Origin of the sequence: Streptomyces sp. NPDC058650 (assembly GCF_042717315.1) — a bacterium.
In the GTDB taxonomy this organism is placed as follows: Bacteria; Actinomycetota; Actinomycetes; order Streptomycetales; family Streptomycetaceae; genus Streptomyces.
The window spans coordinates 103,769-124,528 of the sequence record NZ_JBHXRL010000013.1 but is presented as its reverse complement, the minus strand read 5'-3'; the positions used below and the strand labels follow the sequence as shown (position 1 = coordinate 124,528).

The 20,760-nt window shown below is 71.7% G+C and carries 14 protein-coding genes; 4 read left to right on the top strand and 10 right to left on the bottom strand.

Annotated elements, in window-relative coordinates:
* Positions 1-76 precede the first annotated feature (76 nt).
* On the bottom strand, positions 77-1,444 hold the full coding sequence (locus ACFWWU_RS23290) for a M16 family metallopeptidase (protein ID WP_384147820.1): 1,368 nt from the start codon (positions 1,442-1,444) through the stop codon (positions 77-79).
* A gap of 26 nt (positions 1,445-1,470) precedes the next feature.
* On the bottom strand, positions 1,471-2,817 hold the full coding sequence (locus ACFWWU_RS23285; RefSeq protein ID WP_384147746.1) for a M16 family metallopeptidase: 1,347 nt from the start codon (positions 2,815-2,817) through the stop codon (positions 1,471-1,473).
* 181 nt (positions 2,818-2,998) lie between these two features.
* On the opposite strand from ACFWWU_RS23285, the gene ACFWWU_RS23280 reads away from it, so the two are divergent.
* Positions 2,999-5,455 (top strand): DNA topoisomerase (ATP-hydrolyzing) subunit A, encoded by a 2,457-nt coding sequence (locus ACFWWU_RS23280; protein WP_384147745.1) that lies wholly within the window; start codon positions 2,999-3,001, stop codon positions 5,453-5,455.
* A 261-nt stretch (positions 5,456-5,716) separates the two neighbouring features.
* Here ACFWWU_RS23280 and ACFWWU_RS23275 read toward each other — a convergent pair whose 3' ends face one another.
* A complete protein-coding gene (locus ACFWWU_RS23275; RefSeq protein ID WP_384147744.1) occupies positions 5,717-6,787 on the bottom strand; it encodes a CobW family GTP-binding protein in 1,071 nt (356 codons plus the stop codon).
* Positions 6,788-7,427: 640 nt separating this feature from the next.
* Between ACFWWU_RS23275 and ACFWWU_RS23270 the strand changes: the two genes are divergently transcribed.
* Together ACFWWU_RS23270 and ACFWWU_RS23265 are read left to right on the top strand one after the other, a co-directional pair.
* On the top strand, positions 7,428-9,107 hold the full coding sequence (locus ACFWWU_RS23270) for an ATP-binding protein (RefSeq protein WP_384147743.1): 1,680 nt from the start codon (positions 7,428-7,430) through the stop codon (positions 9,105-9,107).
* The gene (locus ACFWWU_RS23265; protein WP_384147742.1) at positions 9,104-9,793 is read left to right on the top strand and encodes a response regulator; all 690 of its coding nucleotides are present in this window, start codon (positions 9,104-9,106) and stop codon (positions 9,791-9,793) included. Before ACFWWU_RS23270 ends, ACFWWU_RS23265 begins: the two co-directional genes overlap by 4 nt.
* 65 nt (positions 9,794-9,858) lie before the next feature.
* On the opposite strand, the gene ACFWWU_RS23260 is transcribed toward ACFWWU_RS23265, so the two are convergent.
* The 3 genes from ACFWWU_RS23260 to ACFWWU_RS23250 all read right to left on the bottom strand — a co-directional run bounded on the left by ACFWWU_RS23260 (position 9,859) and on the right by ACFWWU_RS23250 (position 14,120).
* On the bottom strand, positions 9,859-11,454 hold the full coding sequence (locus ACFWWU_RS23260) for a cation acetate symporter (RefSeq protein ID WP_384147741.1): 1,596 nt from the start codon (positions 11,452-11,454) through the stop codon (positions 9,859-9,861).
* Positions 11,451-11,888 (bottom strand): DUF485 domain-containing protein, encoded by a 438-nt coding sequence (locus ACFWWU_RS23255; RefSeq protein ID WP_384147819.1) that lies wholly within the window; start codon positions 11,886-11,888, stop codon positions 11,451-11,453. The genes ACFWWU_RS23260 and ACFWWU_RS23255 overlap by 4 nt, the downstream gene beginning before the upstream one ends.
* 114 nt (positions 11,889-12,002) lie before the next feature.
* A complete protein-coding gene (locus tag ACFWWU_RS23250; protein WP_384147740.1) occupies positions 12,003-14,120 on the bottom strand; it encodes a type IIA DNA topoisomerase subunit B in 2,118 nt (705 codons plus the stop codon).
* Positions 14,121-14,553: 433 nt separating this feature from the next.
* Between ACFWWU_RS23250 and ACFWWU_RS23245 the strand changes: the two genes are divergently transcribed.
* Positions 14,554-14,784: a hypothetical protein gene (locus ACFWWU_RS23245; RefSeq protein ID WP_024754955.1), complete on the top strand. Its 231-nt coding sequence runs from the start codon at positions 14,554-14,556 to the stop codon at positions 14,782-14,784.
* A gap of 214 nt (positions 14,785-14,998) precedes the next feature.
* Here ACFWWU_RS23245 and ACFWWU_RS23240 read toward each other — a convergent pair whose 3' ends face one another.
* The 4 genes from ACFWWU_RS23240 to ACFWWU_RS23225 form a co-directional block, all read right to left on the bottom strand.
* On the bottom strand, positions 14,999-15,817 hold the full coding sequence (locus ACFWWU_RS23240) for a serine protease (protein WP_384147739.1): 819 nt from the start codon (positions 15,815-15,817) through the stop codon (positions 14,999-15,001).
* 144 nt (positions 15,818-15,961) lie between these two features.
* On the bottom strand, positions 15,962-17,506 hold the full coding sequence (locus ACFWWU_RS23235) for an RNA polymerase sigma factor (RefSeq protein WP_384147738.1): 1,545 nt from the start codon (positions 17,504-17,506) through the stop codon (positions 15,962-15,964).
* A gap of 377 nt (positions 17,507-17,883) precedes the next feature.
* Positions 17,884-18,771, bottom strand: a complete 888-nt coding sequence (locus ACFWWU_RS23230; protein ID WP_384147737.1) for a FadR/GntR family transcriptional regulator — start codon at positions 18,769-18,771, stop codon at positions 17,884-17,886.
* Positions 18,772-18,931: 160 nt separating this feature from the next.
* Positions 18,932-20,737 carry an ATP-binding cassette domain-containing protein gene (locus ACFWWU_RS23225; RefSeq protein ID WP_384147736.1) on the bottom strand — a complete coding sequence of 602 codons (1,806 nt, stop codon included), beginning with the start codon at positions 20,735-20,737 and terminating at the stop codon, positions 18,932-18,934.
* Between the last annotated feature and the right edge of the window lie 23 nt (positions 20,738-20,760).

Below are 20,760 nucleotides of genomic sequence, written 5' to 3'. Positions count from 1 at the left end.
CTCAATTCGGGCAAAGCGGAAGGCCTCGACGAAATCATGACGTCGAGGCCTTCCGTCGCCGGGTCGGCGGGTGCGATCAGCCGGTCACCACGGTGACTTCACCGATGCCGAGCGCGCGCACCGGCTCCGCGATCTGCGCCGCGTCGCCCACGAGCACGGTCACGAGCCGGTCCACGGGGAAGGCGTTGACCACGGCCGCGGTCGCCTCGACCGTGCCCGTCTCGGCGAGACGCGCGTACAACTGGGCCTGGTAGTCGTCCGGGAGGTGCTGCTCGACCTGGTCGGCGAGCGTCCCGGCGACCGAGGCGGCCGTCTCGTACTTGAGGGGCGCCACCCCCACCAGGTTCTGCACGGCCGTCTCGCGCTCGGCGTCCGTGAGGCCCTCCGCCGCGAGGGTCCGCAGCACCTTCCACAGGTCGTCAAGTGCCGGGCCGGTGTTGGGGGTGTCGACCGAGCCGCTGATGGCGAGCATCGAGGCGCCGTTCCCCTCGGCGTCGGAGCGGAGCACCTGCCCGAAGGCCCGCACGCCGTACGTGTAGCCCTTCTCCTCGCGCAGGACCCGGTCGAGCCGCGAGGTCAGCGTCCCGCCGAGGCAGTACGTGCCGAGGACCTGGGCGGCCCAGACGCTGTCGTGCCGGTCGGCACCGATCCGGCCGATCAGCAACTGGGTCTGGACGGCGCCGGGACGGTCCACGATGACGACCCGTCCGGTGTCGTCCGCGGTGATCGGCGGCATCGGGAGCGGCTCGGCCGGCTCGCCGGTCCAGGCGCCCAGCGTCTCGGCGAGGACCTTGTCCAGGTCGACGCCGGTCAGGTCGCCGACGACCACCGCCGTGGCCGTGGCGGGCCGGACGTACGCCTCGTAGAAGGCGCGGACCGCGGCGGCGTCGATCGCCTGGACGGTCTCCTCGGTGCCCTGGCGCGGCCGGGACATCCGGGCCTCGGCCGGGAACAGCTCCTTGGAGAGCTGCTTGGCGGCGCGGCGGGCCGGGTTGGCCGTCTCGTGCGGGATCTCGTCGAGGCGGTTGTGCACGAGGCGCTCGATCTCGGTGTCCAGGAACGCCGGGGCGATCAGCGCCTCGGAGAGCAGCCCGAGCGCCTTGGGCAGCCGGGAGACGGGCACCTCGAGGGAGACCCGCACGCCGGGGTGGTCGGCGTGGGCGTCGAGCGTCGCACCACAGCGCTCCAGCTCGGCCGCGAACTCCTCGGCGTCGCGCTGGTCCGTGCCCTCGGAGAGCGCGCGGGCCATGATCGTGGCGACGCCGTCGAGACCGGCCGGCTCGGCGTCCAGGGGGGCCGGCAGGAAGAGCTCCACGGCCACGACCTGCTGGCCGGGGCGGTGGCTGGTCAGCAGGGTCAGGCCGTTGGCCAGGGAGCCGCGGTCCGGGGCCGGGAAGGCCCAGGGCCTGGCGACGCCCGGCTCGGGCTGCGGGTGGAAGTCCATGCTCGTCAAAGACACGGCAGCGTCGGTCACTGGTCCGCTCCCTCTTCCTCGTCGCTGTCGCTCTGTTCGGTGGCCACCGGCTCGTAGACGAGCACCGCGCGGTTGTCGGGGCGCAGCGTGGCCTTGGCGGCCGCCTGCACCTCCTCGGCGGTGATGTCGAGGACCCGGTCGACGGCGGTGAGGGCGAGCTGCGGGTCGCCGAACAGCACGGCGAACCGGCACAGTTCGTCGGCGCGGCCCGCGACGGTGCCGAGCCTGTCGAGCCACTCGCGCTCCAACTGGGCCTGCGCGCGCTCCATCTCCTCGGGCGTCGGGCCCTCGGCGGCGAAGCGGGCGAGCTCCTCGTCGACGGCGGCCTCGATCTGCGGGACCTCGACGCCGCCGGAGGTCTTGACGTCCAGCCAGCCCAGCGAGGGGGCCCCGGCGAGGCGCAGCAGGCCGAAGCCGGCGGCGACGGCCGTCCGGTCCCGGCGGACCAGGCGGTTGTGCAGGCGGGAGGACTCGCCACCGCCGAGGACCGTCAGGGCCAGGTCGGCCGCGTCGCACTCGCGCGTGCCGTCGTGCGGCAGCCGGTAGGCGGCCATCAGCGCGCGCGCCGGGACATCCTCGACGAGGACCACGCGCTGCTCCGAGCCCATGACGTCGGGCAGCGAGCCGTCGCGCGGGGGCAGCTTGCCGTCGTGGGAGGGGATGGAGCCGAAGTACTTCTCGACCCAGGCGAGGGTCTCCTGCGGGTCGATGTCGCCGACGACCGACAGCACCGCGTTGTTCGGCGCGTAGTACGTGCGGAAGAAGTTCCGCGCGTCCTCCAGCGTGGCGGCGTCCAGGTCCGCCATGGAGCCGATGGGCGTGTGGTGGTACGGGTGGCCCTCCGGGTAGGCCAGCGCGGTCAGCTTCTCGAAGGCCGTGCCGTACGGCACGTTGTCGTACCGCTGGCGGCGCTCGTTCTTGACGACGTCCCGCTGGTTCTCCATGGACTCGTCGTCCAGGGCCGCGAGCAGCGAGCCCATGCGGTCGGCCTCCAGCCAGAGCGCGAGCTCCAGCTGGTGGGTGGGCATGGTCTCGAAGTAGTTGGTGCGCTCGAAGCTCGTCGTGCCGTTGAGCGAGCCGCCCGCGCCCTGCACCAGCTCGAAGTGCCCGTTCCCGTGGACCTGCTTCGAACCCTGGAACATCAGGTGCTCGAAGAGGTGCGCGAGGCCCGTGCGGCCCTCGACCTCGTGACGCGAACCGACGTCGTACCAGAGGCAGACCGCGGCGACCGGGGTCAGGTGGTCCTCCGAGAGCACCACGCGCAGGCCGTTCGCCAACCGGTGCTCGGTCGCTGTCAGGCCGCCGGAGCCGGCCTCGGCCGTGGCCGTGTGACCCATGGGCATGTACGTCCCTTCGATCGCGATGTGAAAAAGTCCTGCCACTGTATGCAAGCGCGCCGACACCTCGCGAAGTTCCCGCCCCTTCCGGATGTCCCTCTTCCGGGTCGCGGTCGGCGTTGTCGGTGGCACAGTCCACAATGGTCCGCGTCAGATCAACCTTGTTGGTGAAGGAGCCGCAGCCGCGATGGCCCGCCGCAGCACGAAGACACCGCCGCCGAACGACGCGTACGAGGAGAGGATCCTCGACATCGACGTCGTCGACGAGATGCAGGGCTCCTTCCTCGAGTACGCGTACTCGGTGATCTACTCGCGCGCCCTCCCCGACGCCCGCGACGGCATGAAGCCCGTCCAGCGCCGCATCGTCTACCAGATGGGCGAGATGGGGCTCAGGCCCGATCGCGGGTTCGTGAAGTGCGCCCGTGTCGTCGGCGAGGTGATGGGCAAGCTCCACCCGCACGGCGACGCGTCGATCTACGACGCCATGGTCCGCATGGCACAGCCCTTCTCCATGCGGCTGCCCCTCGTCGACGGCCACGGCAACTTCGGCTCCCTCGGCAACGACGACCCGCCCGCCGCCATGCGGTACACGGAGTCGCGGATGGCCCCGGCCGCGCTGCTGATGACGGAGTCCATCGACGAGGACACGGTCGACTTCTCGCCGAACTACGACGGCCAGGAGCAGGAGCCGGTGGCGCTGCCCGCCGCCTATCCGAACCTGCTGGTCAACGGCGCGTCGGGGATCGCGGTCGGCATGGCGACCAACATGCCGCCGCACAACCTCGGCGAGGTGATCGCGGCGGCCCGCCATCTGATCCGCCACCCGAGCGCCGACCTCGAGACGCTGATGCGCTTCGTGCCCGGCCCCGACCTGCCGACCGGCGGCCGGATCGTCGGCCTGTCCGGCATCAAGGACGCGTACGAGAACGGCCGCGGCACGTTCAAGATCCGCGCCACGGCGACCGTGGACAACGTGACGGCGCGCCGCAAGGGCATCGTCGTGACCGAGCTGCCCTTCACGGTCGGCCCCGAGAAGGTCATCTCCAAGATCAAGGACCTCGTCGGCTCCAAGAAGCTCCAGGGCATCGCGGACGTCAAGGACCTCACCGACCGCAACCACGGCCTGCGTCTCGTCATCGAGATCAAGAACGGCTTCGTGCCGGAGGCGGTCCTGGAGCAGCTCTACAAGCTGACGCCGATGGAGGAGTCCTTCGGCATCAACAACGTGGCGCTGGTGGACGGTCAGCCGCTCACGCTCGGCCTGAAGGAGCTCCTGGAGGTCTACCTCGACCACCGCTTCGAGGTCGTCCGCCGCCGCTCCGAGTTCCGCCGGACCAAGAAGCGCGACCGGCTGCACCTCGTGGAGGGCCTGCTCGTCGCGCTCGTCGGCATCGACGAGGTCATCCGGATCATCCGGGAGAGCGACAACTCCGCTCAGGCCAAGGAGCGCCTGATGGAGCGCTTCTCGCTGAGCGAGATCCAGACGCAGTACATCCTGGACACCCCGCTGCGCCGCCTCACCAAGTTCGACCGCATCGAGCTGGAGACCGAGCGCGACCGGCTCACCGGCGAGATCGACGAGCTGACCGGGATCCTCGACTCCGACGCGGAGCTGCGGAAGCTGGTCTCGGCGGAACTGGCCGCGGTCGCCAAGAAGTTCGCCACCGACCGGCGGACGGTCCTGCTCGAATCGGCTGGCTCCTCCATCGCGGCCGTCCCCCTTGAGGTCGCGGACGACCCGTGCCGGGTGCTGCTCTCCTCGACGGGTCTGCTGGCCCGTACGGCGACGGCGGAGCTTCCTCCGGCCGACCCGGACGCGCCGCGCACCAAGCACGACCTGATCGTGTCCGCGGTGGCCGCCACCCAGCGCGGTGACGTCGGCGCGGTGACCTCGGACGGCCGGCTGCTGCGGATCGCGGTCATCGACCTGCCGCAGCTCCCGGACACCGCGGCCACCCCCAACCTCGCGGGCGGCGCGCAGCTCTCGGAGTTCCTGTCCCTGGAGGCGGACGAGTCGGTGGTCTGCCTGACCACGCTCGACGAGTCCTCGCCGGGTCTCGCGATCGGCACGCTGCAGGGCGTGGTGAAGCGGGTGGTGCCGGACTACCCGGCGAACAAGGACGAGCTGGAGGTCATCACCCTCAAGGACGGTGACCGGATCGTCGGCGCGACCGAGCTGCGGACGGGCGAGGAGGACCTGGTCTTCATCACCTCCGACGCCCAACTGCTCCGCTACCCGGCCGCGCAGGTACGGCCGCAGGGCCGGCCGGCCGGCGGCATGGCGGGCGTCAAGCTGACCGCGGGCGCCGAGGTGCTCTCGTTCACGGCCGTGGACCCGGCGGCGGACGCCATGGTCTTCACCGTCGCGGGCTCCACCGGCACCCTCGATGCCTCGGCGGGTACGTCGGCGAAGCTGACACCGTTCGACCAGTACCCGCGCAAGGGCCGTGCGACGGGCGGTGTCCGCTGCCAGCGGTTCCTGAAGGGCGAGGACGTCCTGATCCTGGCCTGGGCGGGCACCACCCCGGCACGGGCCGCGCAGAAGAACGGGACCCCGGTGCCGCTGCCGGAGGTCGACCCGCGCCGCGACGGCTCGGGCACGCCGCTGCCCCAGCCGGTCGACGCACTGGCCGGCCCCGCCTGACCGTCCGGGCAATCACGAAGGGACCCCTTTGGGGCCGGCCGCAAGGCCGACGCCAAAGGGGTCTTCCCGTACCTCCCGTACGGCACCCAGCTCATCCCACTCGCCGCGATCCCGGCCCTCGCGGGCGACGACGCCCAGAGCGTGAGGCCGCGCAGTTCGCCGGGGTCTCCGCCTCGATGGGCAAGGCCGTCGCGGACGACGCCGTGGAGGATCGCCGCCGACAGCCTCTGAGCCGACCGGGCCGACCGGGCCGACGGGAGGTCAGGAGAGCGTGGCGTCCTGGACCTGGTCAGGCTCCTCGTCGGTCTGCCGCACGTACCGCAGGACGCCCCACATGCTGTGCTCGTCGGGGGCGTCCCGCGGACCGTTCTGCTCGCATCCGGCGAGCTCCTTGCGCAGGGCGGCGGCGTCGATGCCGGAGCCGATCAGGACGAGCTGGGTGAGCCGCTCCTCGCCGGCGGGCCATGGCTCGGGGTAGAAGCGCAGGAAGCGGCCGACCGCGTGAACGGCGTAGCGGTTGTCCGGGTCGGCGGCGCCGAAGTCGACGAACCCCTTGATCCGGTAGAGACCCTCGGGCCTGGAGTCCAGGAACGTCATCAGCCGGCGCGGGTGCAGCGGGACCGAGGCCGTCAGCGAGAGGGTCTCGTAGGCCGCGTGCGGGTGGGCATGGGTGTCGTCGCCGGGGCCGTACAGGATGTCCTCGATCGACATCTGGCCCTCGATCTCGCCCTCGGGGGCGACCCGGTCGAAGAGCAGCTCCGGCTCGATCCTGCCGTGGGAGGTCTCGACCACGGCGGCGCGCCCCGCGAGGCCGGCCACGGTGTCCCGGACGGCCCGCAGGCGGTCCTCCGAGACCCGGTCGGCCTTGTTGACGACCACGAGGTCGGCGAGGGCGAGGTGCCGGTCGGTCTCGGGGTGGAGCCTGCGGGTGGCGTCGAACTCGGCCGCGTCGACGAGCTGGACGAGCCCTCCGTAGACGATCCGCTCGTTCTCGCTGGCCAGGACCATGCGGACCAGTTCCTGTGGCTCGGCGAGGCCGCTCGCCTCGATGACGATCACGTCGAGCCGGGACTCGGGCCGGGTCAGGACCTCCAGGTACTCGTCGAGCTCGCTCGCGTCGACCGCACAGCACAGGCAGCCGTTGCCGAGGGAGACGGTGGAGCCGACCTGTCCGGCGACCGTCATCGCGTCGATGCCGATGTCCCCGAAGTCGTTGACCATGACCCCGATGCGGGTACCCCGGGCACTACGCAGCAGGTGGTTGAGAAGCGTGGTCTTCCCGGCCCCGAGAAACCCGGCGAGGACGACGACGGGGATCTGCTGCGTGCTCAAGGGTCGTGCCTCCGGTCGCGGATTCCTTCCCACGGTGGTGGGAAGGCCCCAGGATAGGCGTGATCGTCCGAGCCCGGCCGAAAGCACCGGCCGATCCGAACCGCCCGGGCTTCCGGCACGGCCGGCAGCCGCCGACGGCCTGGATCCGGTACGGCCGAGATCCGCGACGGCCTGGATCCGGGACGGCCGGGATCCGGCTCAGGCCCGCCCGGACCGCCCGGGACCCGGGGCACCCCGGGCGATACGGGCCCAGCGAGGAAACCAGGACCGCACGGGCATCCGGGACCGCCTAGCGATCCGGCGCGCCCGGGATCCGGCACGACACGGGCATCCGATGCGGGCCGGGGATCCGGCGCAGCCGGGAAACCGCGGCCGCGCCCGGGGACCCGGGACCACCCGGCGATCCGGCCCAGCCAGGAGACGGGGATCACCCGGAGGGCCGGGACATCCTACGAGGCGGCGCGGCCGGGGATCCGGCACGACCCGGGGGTCCGATGCGGGGCGGGGGTACGGACGGGCTCGCCGTCGCGCCGACGAGGCCGCCGCCGCCGGCCTGACGCCCGGGCGCATCCGGACCGCCCGGGCCCCCGCCAGGGCCCGTATTTCCGGTCCCGGGGCCCGGACGCTTACCTTTTCTGGCATGAGCCCCGCACAGACCAGCCCCGCGCGCCCCCTCGCGCGCCGTCGGCGGTTCGGGTGGCCCCGGCGGGTGTTCGCGCAGGTCCTGCTGATGCAGTTGGCCATCGCGACCGGTGTGACCGTCCTCGCCACCGGTCTCTTCCTCGCCCCGCTCAGCGCCCAGCTCGACGACCAGGCCATGCGGCGGGCCCTGGCCATCGCCGAGACCACCGCCTCCCCAGGGCTCGCCGCCGGCCTCGTCGGCACCCCGCCCGCGGCGCGGGGCCCGGTGCAGACGGAGGCCGAACGGATCCGGGTGGCCACGGGCGCCGAGTACGTCGTCGTCATGGACACCCGCGGAGTGCGCTGGTCCCACACCGACCCCGCCCAGATCGGCCGGCGCGTCTCCACCGACCCGAGCGCCGTCCTCGCGGGGCGGGAGGTGATGGAGATCGACAGCGGCACGCTCGGCCGCTCGGCGCGCGGCAAGGCACCGCTGCGCGACGCGGACGGCCGGATCATCGGCGCGGTATCCGTCGGCATCGAGTACGACAGCGTCCGCGACCGGCTCCTCGCCGCGATCCCCGGCCTCCTCGCGTACGCGGGCGGGGCGCTCGCGGTCGGGGCCCTCGCCGCGTACCTGATCTCCCGACGGCTCCAGCGGCAGACGCACGACCTGGCCTTCTCCGACATCTCCGCGCTGCTCGCCGAGCGCGAGGCCATGCTGCACGGCATCCGGGAGGGTGTCGTGGCCATCGACCGCACCGGCTCCGTACGGCTCGTGAACGACGAGGCGCAGCGCCTCCTCGGCGTCGGCCCCGAGGCCGCGGGCCGGCCCGTGGACGAGGTCCTCGGCCAGGGCCGTACCGCCGACGTCCTCGCCGGCCGGGTGACGGGCGAGGACCTCGTCACCGTCCAGGGCCACCGGGTCCTGATCGCCAACCGGATGCCCACGGACGACGGCGGCGCCGTCGCGACCCTGCGCGACCGCACGGAGCTGGAGCGGCTCGGGCGCGAACTGGACTCGACGCGGGGCCTGATCGACGCCCTCCGCGCCCAGGACCACGAGCACGCCAACCGGTTGCACACGCTCCTCGGCCTCCTGGAGCTGGACATGCACGAGGAGGCGGTCGAGTTCGTCACCGAGGTGGTCGGAGTCCACCGGGCGACCGCCGAGCAGGTCACGGAGAAAGTCCACGACCCGCTGCTCGCGGCGCTCCTGGTCGGCAAGGCGACCGTCGCCGCCGAGCGCGGCGTGTCGCTGCGGATCTCCCCGGAGTCCCTGCTTCCGGACCGGCTCGTCGACCCCCGTGAGCTGGTCACGGTCGTCGGCAATCTGGTCGACAACGCCCTGGACGCCGTCGCGGGCACGCCGGGCGCCCGGATCGAGGTCGCGTTCCGCACCGACGTCCTCACGGTCGTGCTGCGGGTCACGGACAGCGGGCCCGGCGTCCCCGAGGAGCGCCGCGAGCTGATCTTCACCGAGGGCTGGTCGACGAAGGAGCCGCCGCCCCACGGCAGGCGCGGGCTCGGTCTCGCCTTCGTCCGTCGGCTGGCCGAGCGCCGGGGCGGCACGGCCCGCGTGGCCGCGGCCGCGGACGGGGGCGCGGAGTTCACCGTCGTCCTCCCGGACGCCCTGACCGAACCGGAGCCCGGCGGAACCGCCCTCCCGCCGGAGCCCGCCGAGGAGGCGGCGCGATGATCGACGTGCTCGTGGTCGACGACGACGTGCTCGTGGCGCGGATCAACGCCGCGTACGTCGCGAAGGTCCCCGGCTTCCGGGTGTCCGCCACCGCCCACTCGACCGCCGAGGCGCTGACCGCCCTGGCCGAGCACCCGGTGGACCTGATCCTCCTCGACCACTACCTGCCGGACGAGAACGGCCTCGCCGCCGTACGGGAGCTCCGCGCGCGCGGCCACCAGTGCGACGTGATCATGGTGACCGCCGCCCGGGACGTGGCCACCGTGCAGGCGGCGATGCGCCACGGCGCCCTCCAGTACCTGGTCAAGCCGTTCAACTTCGCCGGGCTGCGCTCCAAGCTGGAGGCGTACGCGGCGCTGCGGCGCGCCCTGGGAGCGGGCGGCGAGGCGGAGCAGGCGGAGGTGGACCGGATCTTCGGGGTCCTGGCGGCGGGCACCGTCGCCCCTGACCTGCCGAAGGGGCACTCCCCCACGACGGCCGAGCTGGTCCGCCAGGTCCTGCTCGCCGCCGGCGGGCCGCTCTCCGCTCAGGAGATCGCCGAGCGGGCCGGCGTGAGTCGCCAGACCGCCCAGCGCTACCTCAAGCTCCTCGAACGCACCGGCCGGGTGAGCCTCTCGCTCCGGTACGGCGAGACGGGCCGCCCCGAGCACCGGTACGCCTGGGCGGCCTCACCGCCCGCTCCCTGAGACCCGCCCACCGTCTGAGACCGCCCGCCTCGTGAGACCCGCCCACCGTCTGAGGGCTCTCCCTCTCAGACGGCCCCGGCCCCGGTCAGCGCCCGGACCTCGGCCTCGGCGTGCCGCGCCTCGTCGGGCGGCTCGGTCGAGGTGACCGTACCGATCCAGCCCGCGAGGAACCCGAGCGGGATGGAGACCACGCCGGGGTTCTGCAGCGGGAAGACGTGGAAGTCGACACCGGGGAACAGTGCCTCCGGGCTGCCCGAGACGACCGGCGACAGCAGGACGAGCAGAACCGCGGGGACCAGCCCGCCGTACACCGCCCAGACCGCGCCCCGGGTGGTGAACTTCCGCCAGAACAGCGAGTAGAGCAGGACGGGCAGGTTGGCGGAGGCGGCGACCGCGAAGGCGAGGCCGACGAGGAAGGCCACGTTGAGATCGCGGGCGAGCAGTCCGAGCCCGATGGCGGCGGCGCCGATCCCGGCGGCCGCGAACCGCGCCACGGTCACCTCGCTGTACTGCTTCTTCGCGTGCCGGCGGCGCAGCGAGCTGTACAGGTCGTGGGCGACGGAGGCCGAGGAGGCGAGGGTGATCCCGGCGACGACGGCGAGGATGGTCGCGAAGGCGACGGCGGCCACGATGGCGAAGAGCACGGTGCCGCCGGTGGAGCCCGCACCGCCGCCGAGGTCGAGGGCCAGCAGCGGGATGGCAGTGTTCCCCGACGCGCTGGAGGCGCGGACCTCCGTGGGTCCGATCAGGGCGGCGGCGCCGAAGCCGAGCACGATGGTCATCAGGTAGAAGCTGCCGATGAGGCCGATGGACCAGACGACGGAACGGCGGGCGGCGCGGGCGGTGGGCACGGTGTAGAAGCGCGACAGGATGTGCGGCAGTCCCGCGGTGCCCAGGACCAGGGCGATGCCGAGGCTGATGAAGTCGAGGCGTGCGGTCCAGTCGCCGCCGTAGCGCAGCCCGGGGGCGAGGAAGTCCCGTCCGTGGCCGCTGCGGTCGGCCGCGGTGGAGAGCAGGCTGTTCACGTCGCCGTGGAAGCGGAGCAGGACGAGGACGGTGAGCACGATCGTGCCCGCCATGAGCAGGACGGCCTTGACGATCTGGATCCAGGTGGTGGCCCGCATGCCGCCGAGCGACACGTAGATCACCATCAGCGCCCCCACGCCGATCACGGTCCAGGAGCGGGCCGCCTCGCTCGTGCCGCCGAGCAGGAGCGCGACCAGGCTTCCGGCGCCGACCATCTGGGCCACGAGGTAGAGCACGGAGACGGCCACGGAGGAGGTTCCGGCGGCGATCCGCACCGGCCGCTCGGACATCCGCGCGGCGACGACGTCCGCGAGCGTGAACCGCCCGCAGTTGCGGACGAGTTCCGCGACGAGCAGGAGGACGACCAGCCAGGCGACGAGGAAGCCGACGGAGTACAGCATGCCGTCGTAACCGTAGAGCGCGATCAGCCCGGAGATGCCGAGGAAGGAGGCCGCGGACATGTAGTCGCCTGCGATGGCGAAACCGTTCTCCATAGGCGAGAACAGCCGACCCCCGGCGTAGAACTCCTCCGCCGATCCGTGCCGGTTGCGGCTCACCCAGGTGGTGATCCCCAGGGTGATGGCGATGAAGACGCTGAAGAGCACGAGCGCCAGGGTCTGGTGGTCTCCGGTCACCGCTGCGCCACCCCTCGGGTCATCTCCTGCGTGTCCCAGCGGAGTTCGAGGGCCGCCCGATCCCGGCGCAGCCGCGCGTGGCGCGCGTAGGCCCAGGTCAACAGGAAGGTGGTGAGGAACTGCCCGAGCCCCGCGACCATGGCCACGTTCACCGCGCCGGCGACGGGCCGCGCCATGAACCCGGGCGCCGCGGTCGCCGCGACGACGTAGGCGAGGTACCAGAGCAGGAACGCGAGGGCGGCCGGGAAGACGAAGCGGCGGTAGCGGCGGCGCACTTCCTGGAACGCGGGGCTCCGCTGGACCTCCAGGTAGATCTCCGCCGCGCTGGGATCGCGCTGCCGCGGCACTGCCGTGTCGTACTGCTCCACCGGCCAACTCTCCTTGTCAGCGAACCGTTTCGGTCGCGTGCCCAAGGATGGACAGAGCGGGAAGATCCCGGACTCTTCTCCTCCCTCTCTTCACCCCATCAGGTGACAGTTCCCCCCTGTGACCTGACCGGGCCGTGCTGATATGCGTACCGCACGGCCCGGTCCTGCGCGTGACCTCCGTCAGGCGTCGATGCGCGAGCGGTCGAGCGTCGCCGCCGAGCTGGTGATGAACTCCTTGCGGGGCGCCACGTCGTTGCCCATGAGGAGGTCGAAGACCTGCTCCGCCGAGTCCAGGTCGCCGATGTTGATCCGGCGCAGGGTGCGGTGGCGCGGGTCCATCGTGGTCTCCGCGAGCTGGTCGGCGTCCATCTCGCCCAGACCCTTGTAGCGCTGGATGGAGTCCTTGTAGCGGACGCCCTTGCGCTGGAATTCCAGCAGGGTCTGCCGCAGCTCGCCGTCCGAGTACGTGTAGACGTACTTGTCCTGGCCCTTCTTGGGCTGGACGAGCTCGATCCGGTGCAACGGAGGCACGGCGGCGAAGACGCGTCCCGCTTCGACCATGGGCCGCATGTAGCGCTGGAAGAGCGTCAGCAGCAGGCAGCGGATGTGCGCGCCGTCGACATCGGCGTCGACCAGCAGGACGATCTTCCCGTAGCGGGCCGCGTCGATGTCGAAGGTGCGGCCCGAGCCCGCTCCTATGACTTGGATGATCGCCCCGCACTCGGCGTTCTTGAGCATGTCCGAGACCGAGGACTTCTGGACGTTGAGGATCTTGCCGCGGATCGGCAGCAGGGCCTGGAACTCGCTGTTGCGCGCGAGCTTGGCCGTACCGAGGGCGGAGTCCCCCTCGACGATGAAGAGCTCGCTGCGCTCCACGTCGTCGCTGCGGCAGTCGGCGAGCTTGGCCGGCAGGGAGGAGGACTCGAGCGCGGTCTTCCTGCGCTGCGCGTCCTTGTGCTGACGGGCCGCGATCCGGGTCCTGGCGGCGGCGACGGCCTTGTCCAGGACGGCGCGGGCCTGCGCCTTGGCATCGCGCTTGGTGGAGGTCAGGAAGGCCTTGAGCTCCTTGGCGACCACGTTCGCCACGATCCGGCGGGCGGCGGAGGTGCCCAGGACCTCCTTCGTCTGCCCCTCGAACTGCGGCTCGGCGAGGCGGACCGTCACGACGGCCGTGAGCCCCTCCAGGGCGTCGTCCTTGACGATGTCGTCCTCGGCGACGCGCAGCATCTTGGCCGAGCGGAGCACTTCGTTCACCGTCTTGGTGATGGCCTGCTCGAAGCCGGAGACGTGGGTGCCGCCCTTGGGGGTGGCGATGATGTTGACGAAGGACTTGACCGTGGCGTCGTAGCCGGTGCCCCAGCGCAGGGCGACGTCGACGGCGAGCTCGCGGGTGACCTCGGTCGGGGTCATGTGCCCGCGCTCGTCGAGGACCGGGACGGTCTCCTTGAAGGTCCCCGTGCCGGTGAGGCGCTGGATGTCGCAGACGGCCTTGTCCTGCGCGAGGTACTCGCAGAACTCGCTGATGCCTCCGTCGAAGCGGAAGGTCTCCTCGCTCTTGCCGATCCCGGCCAGGTCCCGCTCGTCGCGGACGACGATCGTGAGGCCGGGCACGAGGAAGGCGGTCTGCCGGGCGCGCTGGTGGAGCGTCTCCAGCGAGAGCTTGGCGTCCTTGAGGAAGATCTGCCGGTCCGCCCAGTAGCGGACCCGCGTGCCCGTGCGGGTCTTGGGGACGCGCTTGCCCTTCCGCAGGCCGTTGCCCGGGTCGAAGGGGCTGTCGGGGCCCTGCTCGGTGAAGATGCCGGGCACGCCGCGGCGGAAGCTGATGGAGTGCGTGGAGCTGTTCCGGTCGACCTCGACGTCGAGGCGGGCCGACAGGGCGTTGACCACGGAGGCGCCGACGCCGTGCAGACCGCCGGAGGCGGCGTACGAGCCGCCGCCGAACTTTCCGCCGGCGTGCAGCTTGGTCATGACGACCTCGACGCCGGAGAGACCGGTCTTCGGCTCGACGTCGACCGGGATGCCCCGGCCGTTGTCCCGGACCTCGACGGAGCCGTCGTCGTGGAGAATGACGTCGATGTGGTCGCAGTAGCCGCCGAGGGCCTCGTCGACCGAGTTGTCGATGATCTCCCAGATGCAGTGCATCAGGCCGCGGCTGTCGGTGGACCCGATGTACATACCGGGGCGCTTGCGGACCGCTTCGAGCCCTTCGAGTACGAGCAGGTGCCGCGCGGTGTAGTTGGAAGCGTCACGGTCTGCGGTCAGCAGCGCACTGGACGGCACGGACGTTTCGGCGGTCACGCGGTTCGCTCCTCGCTGAATTTGAAAACCGGCCCGGTGGGGTAAGGCCCGGCGTCGTTCACCGGTCAGAGGGTACCGATGCCTGGTAGAGCCGTTGTCACGCCACCCTCCCCGTTTCGTCATGCTAGTCCAGAGTCGTATGGATGTTCGATCCCTCGAAGGGGTGACGCGAACATCACGTTCCCTTCCAGGCATGAACCATTTAGGCTCCGGGCACGTCCTCATCAACAACCGGCAACCACGCCGGGAGGACGCACCGAGACAAGCAACGCGAAATCCGTAGAGCGACGCAATACGGCTCATTCGCCGCCAACCGGCAGCAGACAGCCACCTTGGGAAAAAGTTTCGAGGAAAAGCCACGAGCGGGAACGTTTCCGGCCTGGTTGGATGTTGACCCTGGTACGACAGCTCGTCGAGCTAGAGAAGAGGCGACGTGACTACTGTTCTGACCCCCGCGAGCCCCCTGACGGCCGCTGACCGCTGCGACCGCTGCGGCGCCCAGGCGTACCTGCGCGTCGTCCTGACCAGCGGAGGTGACTTGCTCTTCTGCGCCCACCACGGCCGCAAGTTCGAGCCGGAACTCAAGAAGATCGCCGCTGAGATACAGGATGAGACGGACCGGCTCACCGACGTGCCGGCCCGCACGACGGGCGACGAGCACTGACGCCTCGCACACCCGACGAGCCCAGAGCCGGTCGCTGACCGGACGGCGGGCGGCCACCCCCGCAAGCAAGGGGGGTGGCCGCCCGTTCTCGTACGCCAGGTGCAGCCGCCCATAGCCGGCCGAGGCCCGCTCATGGCCGCCCAGGCCCGCTCCTGGCCGCCCAGGCCGCCCGTAGCCACCCAGCTCCGCTCGCGGCCACGGGCGCGGACGCTCGTCAGATCCGCTCCGGCAGCACCGCCGAGACCCTCGTGTAGACACCCGGGTTCTCCGCCTGCCCGCAGCCGCTCCCCCACGACACCAGGCCGACGAGCAGCCCCTTGGCCACCAGGGGTCCGCCACTGTCCCCCTGGCACGCGTCCCTGCCGCCCTGCGGGTCGCCCGCGCACAGCATCGTGTCGCTGCGGTACGGGACTCCGAAACCGCCCGGGTACGCCCGTCGGCACTCCGTGTCCGGCAGCACCTGGACGCGGGTCGTCCGCAGCGTGGAGGCGTAGGTCCCGTTGCCGGTCGTGTCGCCCCAGCCGTAGACGTCCGCCTCCGTACCGGGCGTGTACGCCGGATCCCCGGCGCGGGCGACGCCGATCACGTACGACTGCGGCAGCGCGCTCGCCAGTGTCAGCACCGCGAGATCGCCCGAGTTCGTCGTCGGGTCGTAGTCGGGGTTGATCCAGGTGTCCGAGATCCCGACCTCCTGCCCGCCCTGCCCTCGCAGCGCGGCACGGCCGGCGATGACCGCGAAGTCGCGGACCTCCCACGGCTCGCCGCCGAGGGCCTCTCGGCCCAGGCAGTGGGCCGCCGTGAGCACCTTGGTCGGCGCGACGACGACGCCGCCGCAGAACTGCCCCGCCCGGGTACCCCCGAACCGGTCACGGCTGGACAGCGCCACGACCCACGGCGCGTCCGCGATCAGGGCCTGCCGGCCGCCCACGACGACGCTGTCGGCTGCCGCGGGAGCGGCGGTGGCGACCTGCCCCGCCGCCGCCGTGATCAGGCCCAGGGCACCCGTCAAGGCACGGGTGAAGGGACCACGCATGGAGCCTCCTGACTCTCCGGTGATGTCCGTTCACCCAGCGTCCTGCACACGCCCGCCCCCTGCACCCGCGCACACGCGAAGGGCCCGGTTCCTCCCTTTCGGGGAACCGGGCCCTTCGCGTGTCGCTCTGCGCCTCGGAACGGATCAGTCGAGGTAGTCGCGCAGGACCTGCGAACGCGACGGGTGACGCAGCTTCGACATCGTCTTCGACTCGATCTGACGGATCCGCTCGCGGGTCACGCCGTAGACCTTGCCGATCTCGTCCAGCGTCTTCGGCTGGCCGTCGGTGAGGCCGAAGCGCATCGAGACGACACCCGCCTCACGCTCGGAGAGCGTGTCGAGCACGGAGTGCAGCTGCTCCTGGAGGAGCGTGAAGCTCACCGCGTCGGCCGGCACGACCGCCTCGGAGTCCTCGATGAGGTCACCGAACTCGCTGTCTCCGTCCTCACCCAGCGGGGTGTGGAGGGAGATCGGCTCACGGCCGTACTTCTGGACCTCGATGACCTTCTCAGGGGTCATGTCGAGCTCCTTGGCCAGCTCCTCCGGGGTGGGCTCACGGCCCAGGTCCTGGAGCATCTGACGCTGCACGCGCGCGAGCTTGTTGATGACCTCGACCATGTGCACCGGGATACGGATGGTGCGGGCCTGGTCGGCCATGGCGCGGGTGATCGCCTGACGGATCCACCAGGTGGCGTACGTGGAGAACTTGTAGCCCTTGGTGTAGTCGAACTTCTCGACCGCGCGGATCAGACCGAGGTTGCCCTCCTGGATCAGGTCCAGGAAGAGCATGCCGCGGCCGGTGTAGCGCTTGGCCAGGGAGACCACCAGACGGAGGTTGGCCTCCAGGAGGTGGTTCTTGGCCCGGCGGCCGTCCTCGGCGATGATCTCCAGCTCGCGCTTGAGCTTCGGCGCGAGCTTGTCCGAGTTCGCCAGCTTGTCCTCGGCGAACAGGCCGGCCTCGATGCGCTTGGCGAGCTCGACCTCCTGCTCGGCGTTGAGCAGCGGGACCTTGCCGATCTGCTTGAGGTAGTCCTTGACCGGGTCGGCGGTGGCACCGGCGACGGCGACCTGCTGCGCAGGAGCGTCGTCCTCGTCATCGTCGGACAGGACGAAGCCCTTGCTCTCGCCCTCGGTCTCTTCTTCCTCGCCCTTGCCGGGCGCGACCTCGTCGAGGAGCTCCTCGCCCTCGGCCTCGTCGCCGTCCTTCTTGGACGTGGTCTTCTTGGCCGCCGTCTTCTTGGCGACGGTCTTCTTGGCCGCCGCCTTCTTGGCGACGGTCTTCTTCGCGGCCGCCTTCTTGGCGGGCGATCCGGCCTCGTCGGCCAGGTCGTCGCCGTCCGCCGCAGGAGCCGTTGCGGCCGAGACGGTGGTCTTCGTCACGGTCGTCCTGGCAGTGACGGTCTTGGTGGCGGTGCGCTTGGCCGGGCTCTTCGCGGCGACGCTCTTGCGGGCGCGCTTCGGCGACTCCGCTGCACTGACCATCAGCGTCACACCCTCTTCCTCGAGGATCTGATTGAGGCTGCGCAGAACATTCTTCCACTGGGTTGGCGGAATCTGGTCGGCTTCGAAGGCCCGACGCACGTCATCGCCGGCGATCTGCCCATCAGCCTTTCCCCGCTCGATGAGCGCCATCACAGACTCGGACTCGGCGATCTCCGGCGGGAGCGTACGGGATGTGCTGGCCGACACGAACAACCTCTCGGAACGATGGAAACGGCTTCCGGCCCCGCCCTGGATAGGGCCGGAGCCGACGACCGTCGGCGGGAGATGTGCCGACGGCGCGGGTTGGGCCGGGGAACTGCACAGCGCCTCCAACGGCTGCTGTATTCCTTCCTCGGCTGTCACCTCTTAGGTCATCGCACGGCTCGGAAGAGTGTTACGCCCAATCTCCGTGGCCCGAGTCACACCTCATACGGGACGTAACAGCCGAAGCGGTAGATCATGGCACATTCGCGCCGCCGGAACCCTGGCGCCATCCGGGGAGACCCGACCGGGCTCCCCGGAACGCGCTCGGACCCGGCGGCGCGCGATGCGTGTGCCTCCGCGCTCCCGGCCACGACCCGCGGTCAGTGTTCGCGGGGGGCGGGAACGACGCGCTCCACCTCGGGGTGGACGGTCAGCAGCTGCCGCATGGCCGCCTCGGCACCCTGCGCGTCCCCCTCCGCCAGGGCGTCGACGATCCGGGCGTGGTGACCGAGGCACGCCTCGCTCGGGCGGTCGCAGCCCGTGACGGGACCACCGGAGACCTGGAGCGCGGCGCCGACGATGGCGGAGAGGTGCTCCAGCATGCGGTTCCCGGCGAGCTGGATGAGCAGGGAGTGGAACTCGGTGTCCGCGCGGGAGAAGGTGATCGCGTCGCCCTGCGCGTACGCGTGCCCCATGATCTCCACCATGTCGGAGAGGCGCTGCTGGACGTCCTCGCGGCCGTGTCCGGCGGCGAGGCGGGCGGCCAGGGGCTCGATGGTCCAGCGCAGCTCGTTCAGCTCGCGGCGCTGGTCGTCGCGCAGCGGGCCGAAGGCACGCCACTCGATGATGTCGGCGTCGAGGAGGTTCCAGTCACTGACGGGCCTGACGCGCGTGCCGACGTTGGGGCGGGCGCTGACGAGGCCCTTGGCCTCCAGCACGCGCAGCGACTCGCGCACGACGGTGCGTGACACCTCGAAGCGCTGGCCGATCTCCTCGGGGACGAGGGGGCGGTCGGCCCCGAGGTCGCCGGAGACGATCATCTGGCCGAGCTGCTGGACGAGCTGGCCGTGGAGACCCCGACCCCGGCTGCCGGTGCTGCGGCGGCCGACGCGGCCCAGATCGGTTTCCACGCCCTCCCAGGAGGGCGGACCCACGCGGCCGGCGCCGGGCGCCTCCGCGTAGGGGTAGCGGTCGAGATCGCCCGGGGCGCCGAGGCCGGACTCGACGGGGCGGGCGGCGGTCATCATGGTGTGCGCAAGGGTACTCACGCATCCTTTGTCGGCGTTGCCTCCGTGACCCTTGAGGTCTTTGGTGAAAAGCACACGAAAGGGTGATCGGCACCCCCTACACAATTGACGATTATTCAGACATAGGGGGCGATCTTTAAGGGAGTTGCCCGAAAACCGGAATCTTTCGATCCGCAAGTGATCACCAACGGGCCCTCCGGCGAAGCCCGGTGAACACATAAGCGCAGAGCAGGCCGGTCAACATCAGCGAGAGCGCCACCCCCGCGGGCTGTCCGACCACCCGCAGCGCCCCCGCCAACCACCGGTCCGCGCCCGGGGACCACTGCGGACCGGCGATGTCGCGCAACCGAGCCGGCAGCCCTGCGACCGAACGCACCGACGGGCCGGTGAGCACCATCCGCAGGAGCGGAACGAAAGCTACGGGTACGGCGAGGACCGCGGCCACACCGGCGGCGGCGGCCCGGAACACCCCGGCGCCCAGCACCCCCGCCCAGGCGCATCCGACGAGCAACCCCAGCCAACTCGCACACAGTGATGGCCAGTTCTTCGGTACGGGGATCAACTCGCCCCCGTAGACGAGTCTCAGGGCCCCCAGGTCGGCCGCCACGACGAGCGTCCCGAGGCCGAGGGCCACGGCCGCCGCCACGACGAGTTTGGCGAGCAGCAGGCCGAGCCGCCGGGGCACGGCGCCGCGGCCCGCGGTGAGCGCGGGGTAGCGGTACTCCTCGCCGAAGGAGAAGGCGCCGATCAACCCGGCCCCGAGGGCGGCGGGCGGCAGCGGAGAGATCTCGGGCCACCCGGCGAGGACGACGGGCAGCGCGGTCGAACCCCCGCGCGCGAGGAGCAGGGCCAGGGTCGCGGAGACGAGGAGGACCACCGCCACGACGAGCGGGGTGCTCGGCACGCCGACGAGCCGGCGGAGCTCGTACCGCAGCGGGCGCGAGGGCGAGCGGGCCGGCCTCCGGGCGTGGGGCTTCTCCTCGGTCGAGTCGCCACGCGCGGTGGCGCGGGACGCCGGCTCGGCGTCCCGCGAGGGCGGGACTCGGTGTCGCGGGGAGCCGTGCCCGGACGCGTCAGACCCGGGCGCACCGCCTTCCGAGGCTCGGGGCGGGGGCGCCGTGTCGCCGGTCTCGTCGGCGAGCCGGTGGACGACCACGCCGTGCCGGAACGCGGTGTCGCCGACGGCGGCGCAGTCGCTGCCGTAGACCGACAGCAGGTTGCCGTCCTCCGCGACCACCTCGACCGGCCGGCGGGCGGCTCGGGCCTCCTGGGTCACGGCGGCGGCCAGTCGCGCGACGTGGGGGGTGCGGACGGCGACGCGGGGCCGCAGCCGGGTGCGCGCGAACTCGGTCGCGTCCTGGTCGGCGACGACGCGGCCGCCGTCGAGGGTGACGACCCGGTCCGCGTGACGAGCCGCGTCCTTCGGGTCCTGGGTCGTGTAGAGCACCGTCCCCCCGCCGGCCGCGTGTGCGCGCAGGAGCTCGTACACCCACGCGCTCTCGGTGACGGAGAGACCGGCACCCGGCTCGTCGAGCAGCAGGGCGTGGGGGGTGCCCAACAGGGCGCACGCCAAGCCGAGTCGGCGCTCCGCACCGAGCGGAAGCGTGCCGATCCGCCGCCCTTCGAGGCCCGCGAGGCCGACGGTCCGCAGCACTTCACCGGACCGTGCGACGGGAGTTCCGGAAGCGGCGCAGAGCATCCGCAGCTGCCCGCGGAGCGTGCGGGAGGGGTGCCCGGGGACGTCGCCGAGGAACACGCCGACCTCGCGCGACGGATGGGCCACACCGTTCAGCGGCCGACCCCGGAAGTACGTGATCCCGCGGCCCGGCTCGAGGTCGAGCATGAGCCGGAGCGTGGTGGTCTTGCCGGAGCCCGGGGGGCCGAGGAGCGCGGTCACGGCGCCCGGCCGCGCCTCGAAGGTCAGATCGTCCACGGCGGGCGGGCGATCGCGGCGGGGAGTGCTGGTCAGTCCGATTGCCTGGAGCATCGCTTCTCTCGCGGTAGGTGACA

What these genes read in the sequence shown, in the direction of transcription:
- ACFWWU_RS23225 (WP_384147736.1), bottom strand. Translation starts at nt 20,737, where the DNA reads ATGCTCCAGGCAATCGGACTGACCAGCACTCCCCGCCGCGATCGCCCG.
- ACFWWU_RS23265 (WP_384147742.1), top strand. Translation starts at nt 9,104, where the DNA reads ATGATCGACGTGCTCGTGGTCGACGACGACGTGCTCGTGGCGCGGATC.
- ACFWWU_RS23290 (WP_384147820.1), bottom strand. Translation starts at nt 1,444, where the DNA reads ATGGACTTCCACCCGCAGCCCGAGCCGGGCGTCGCCAGGCCCTGGGCC.
- ACFWWU_RS23280 (WP_384147745.1), top strand. Translation starts at nt 2,999, where the DNA reads ATGGCCCGCCGCAGCACGAAGACACCGCCGCCGAACGACGCGTACGAG.
- ACFWWU_RS23285 (WP_384147746.1), bottom strand. Translation starts at nt 2,817, where the DNA reads ATGCCCATGGGTCACACGGCCACGGCCGAGGCCGGCTCCGGCGGCCTG.
- ACFWWU_RS23270 (WP_384147743.1), top strand. Translation starts at nt 7,428, where the DNA reads ATGAGCCCCGCACAGACCAGCCCCGCGCGCCCCCTCGCGCGCCGTCGG.
- ACFWWU_RS23240 (WP_384147739.1), bottom strand. Translation starts at nt 15,817, where the DNA reads ATGCGTGGTCCCTTCACCCGTGCCTTGACGGGTGCCCTGGGCCTGATC.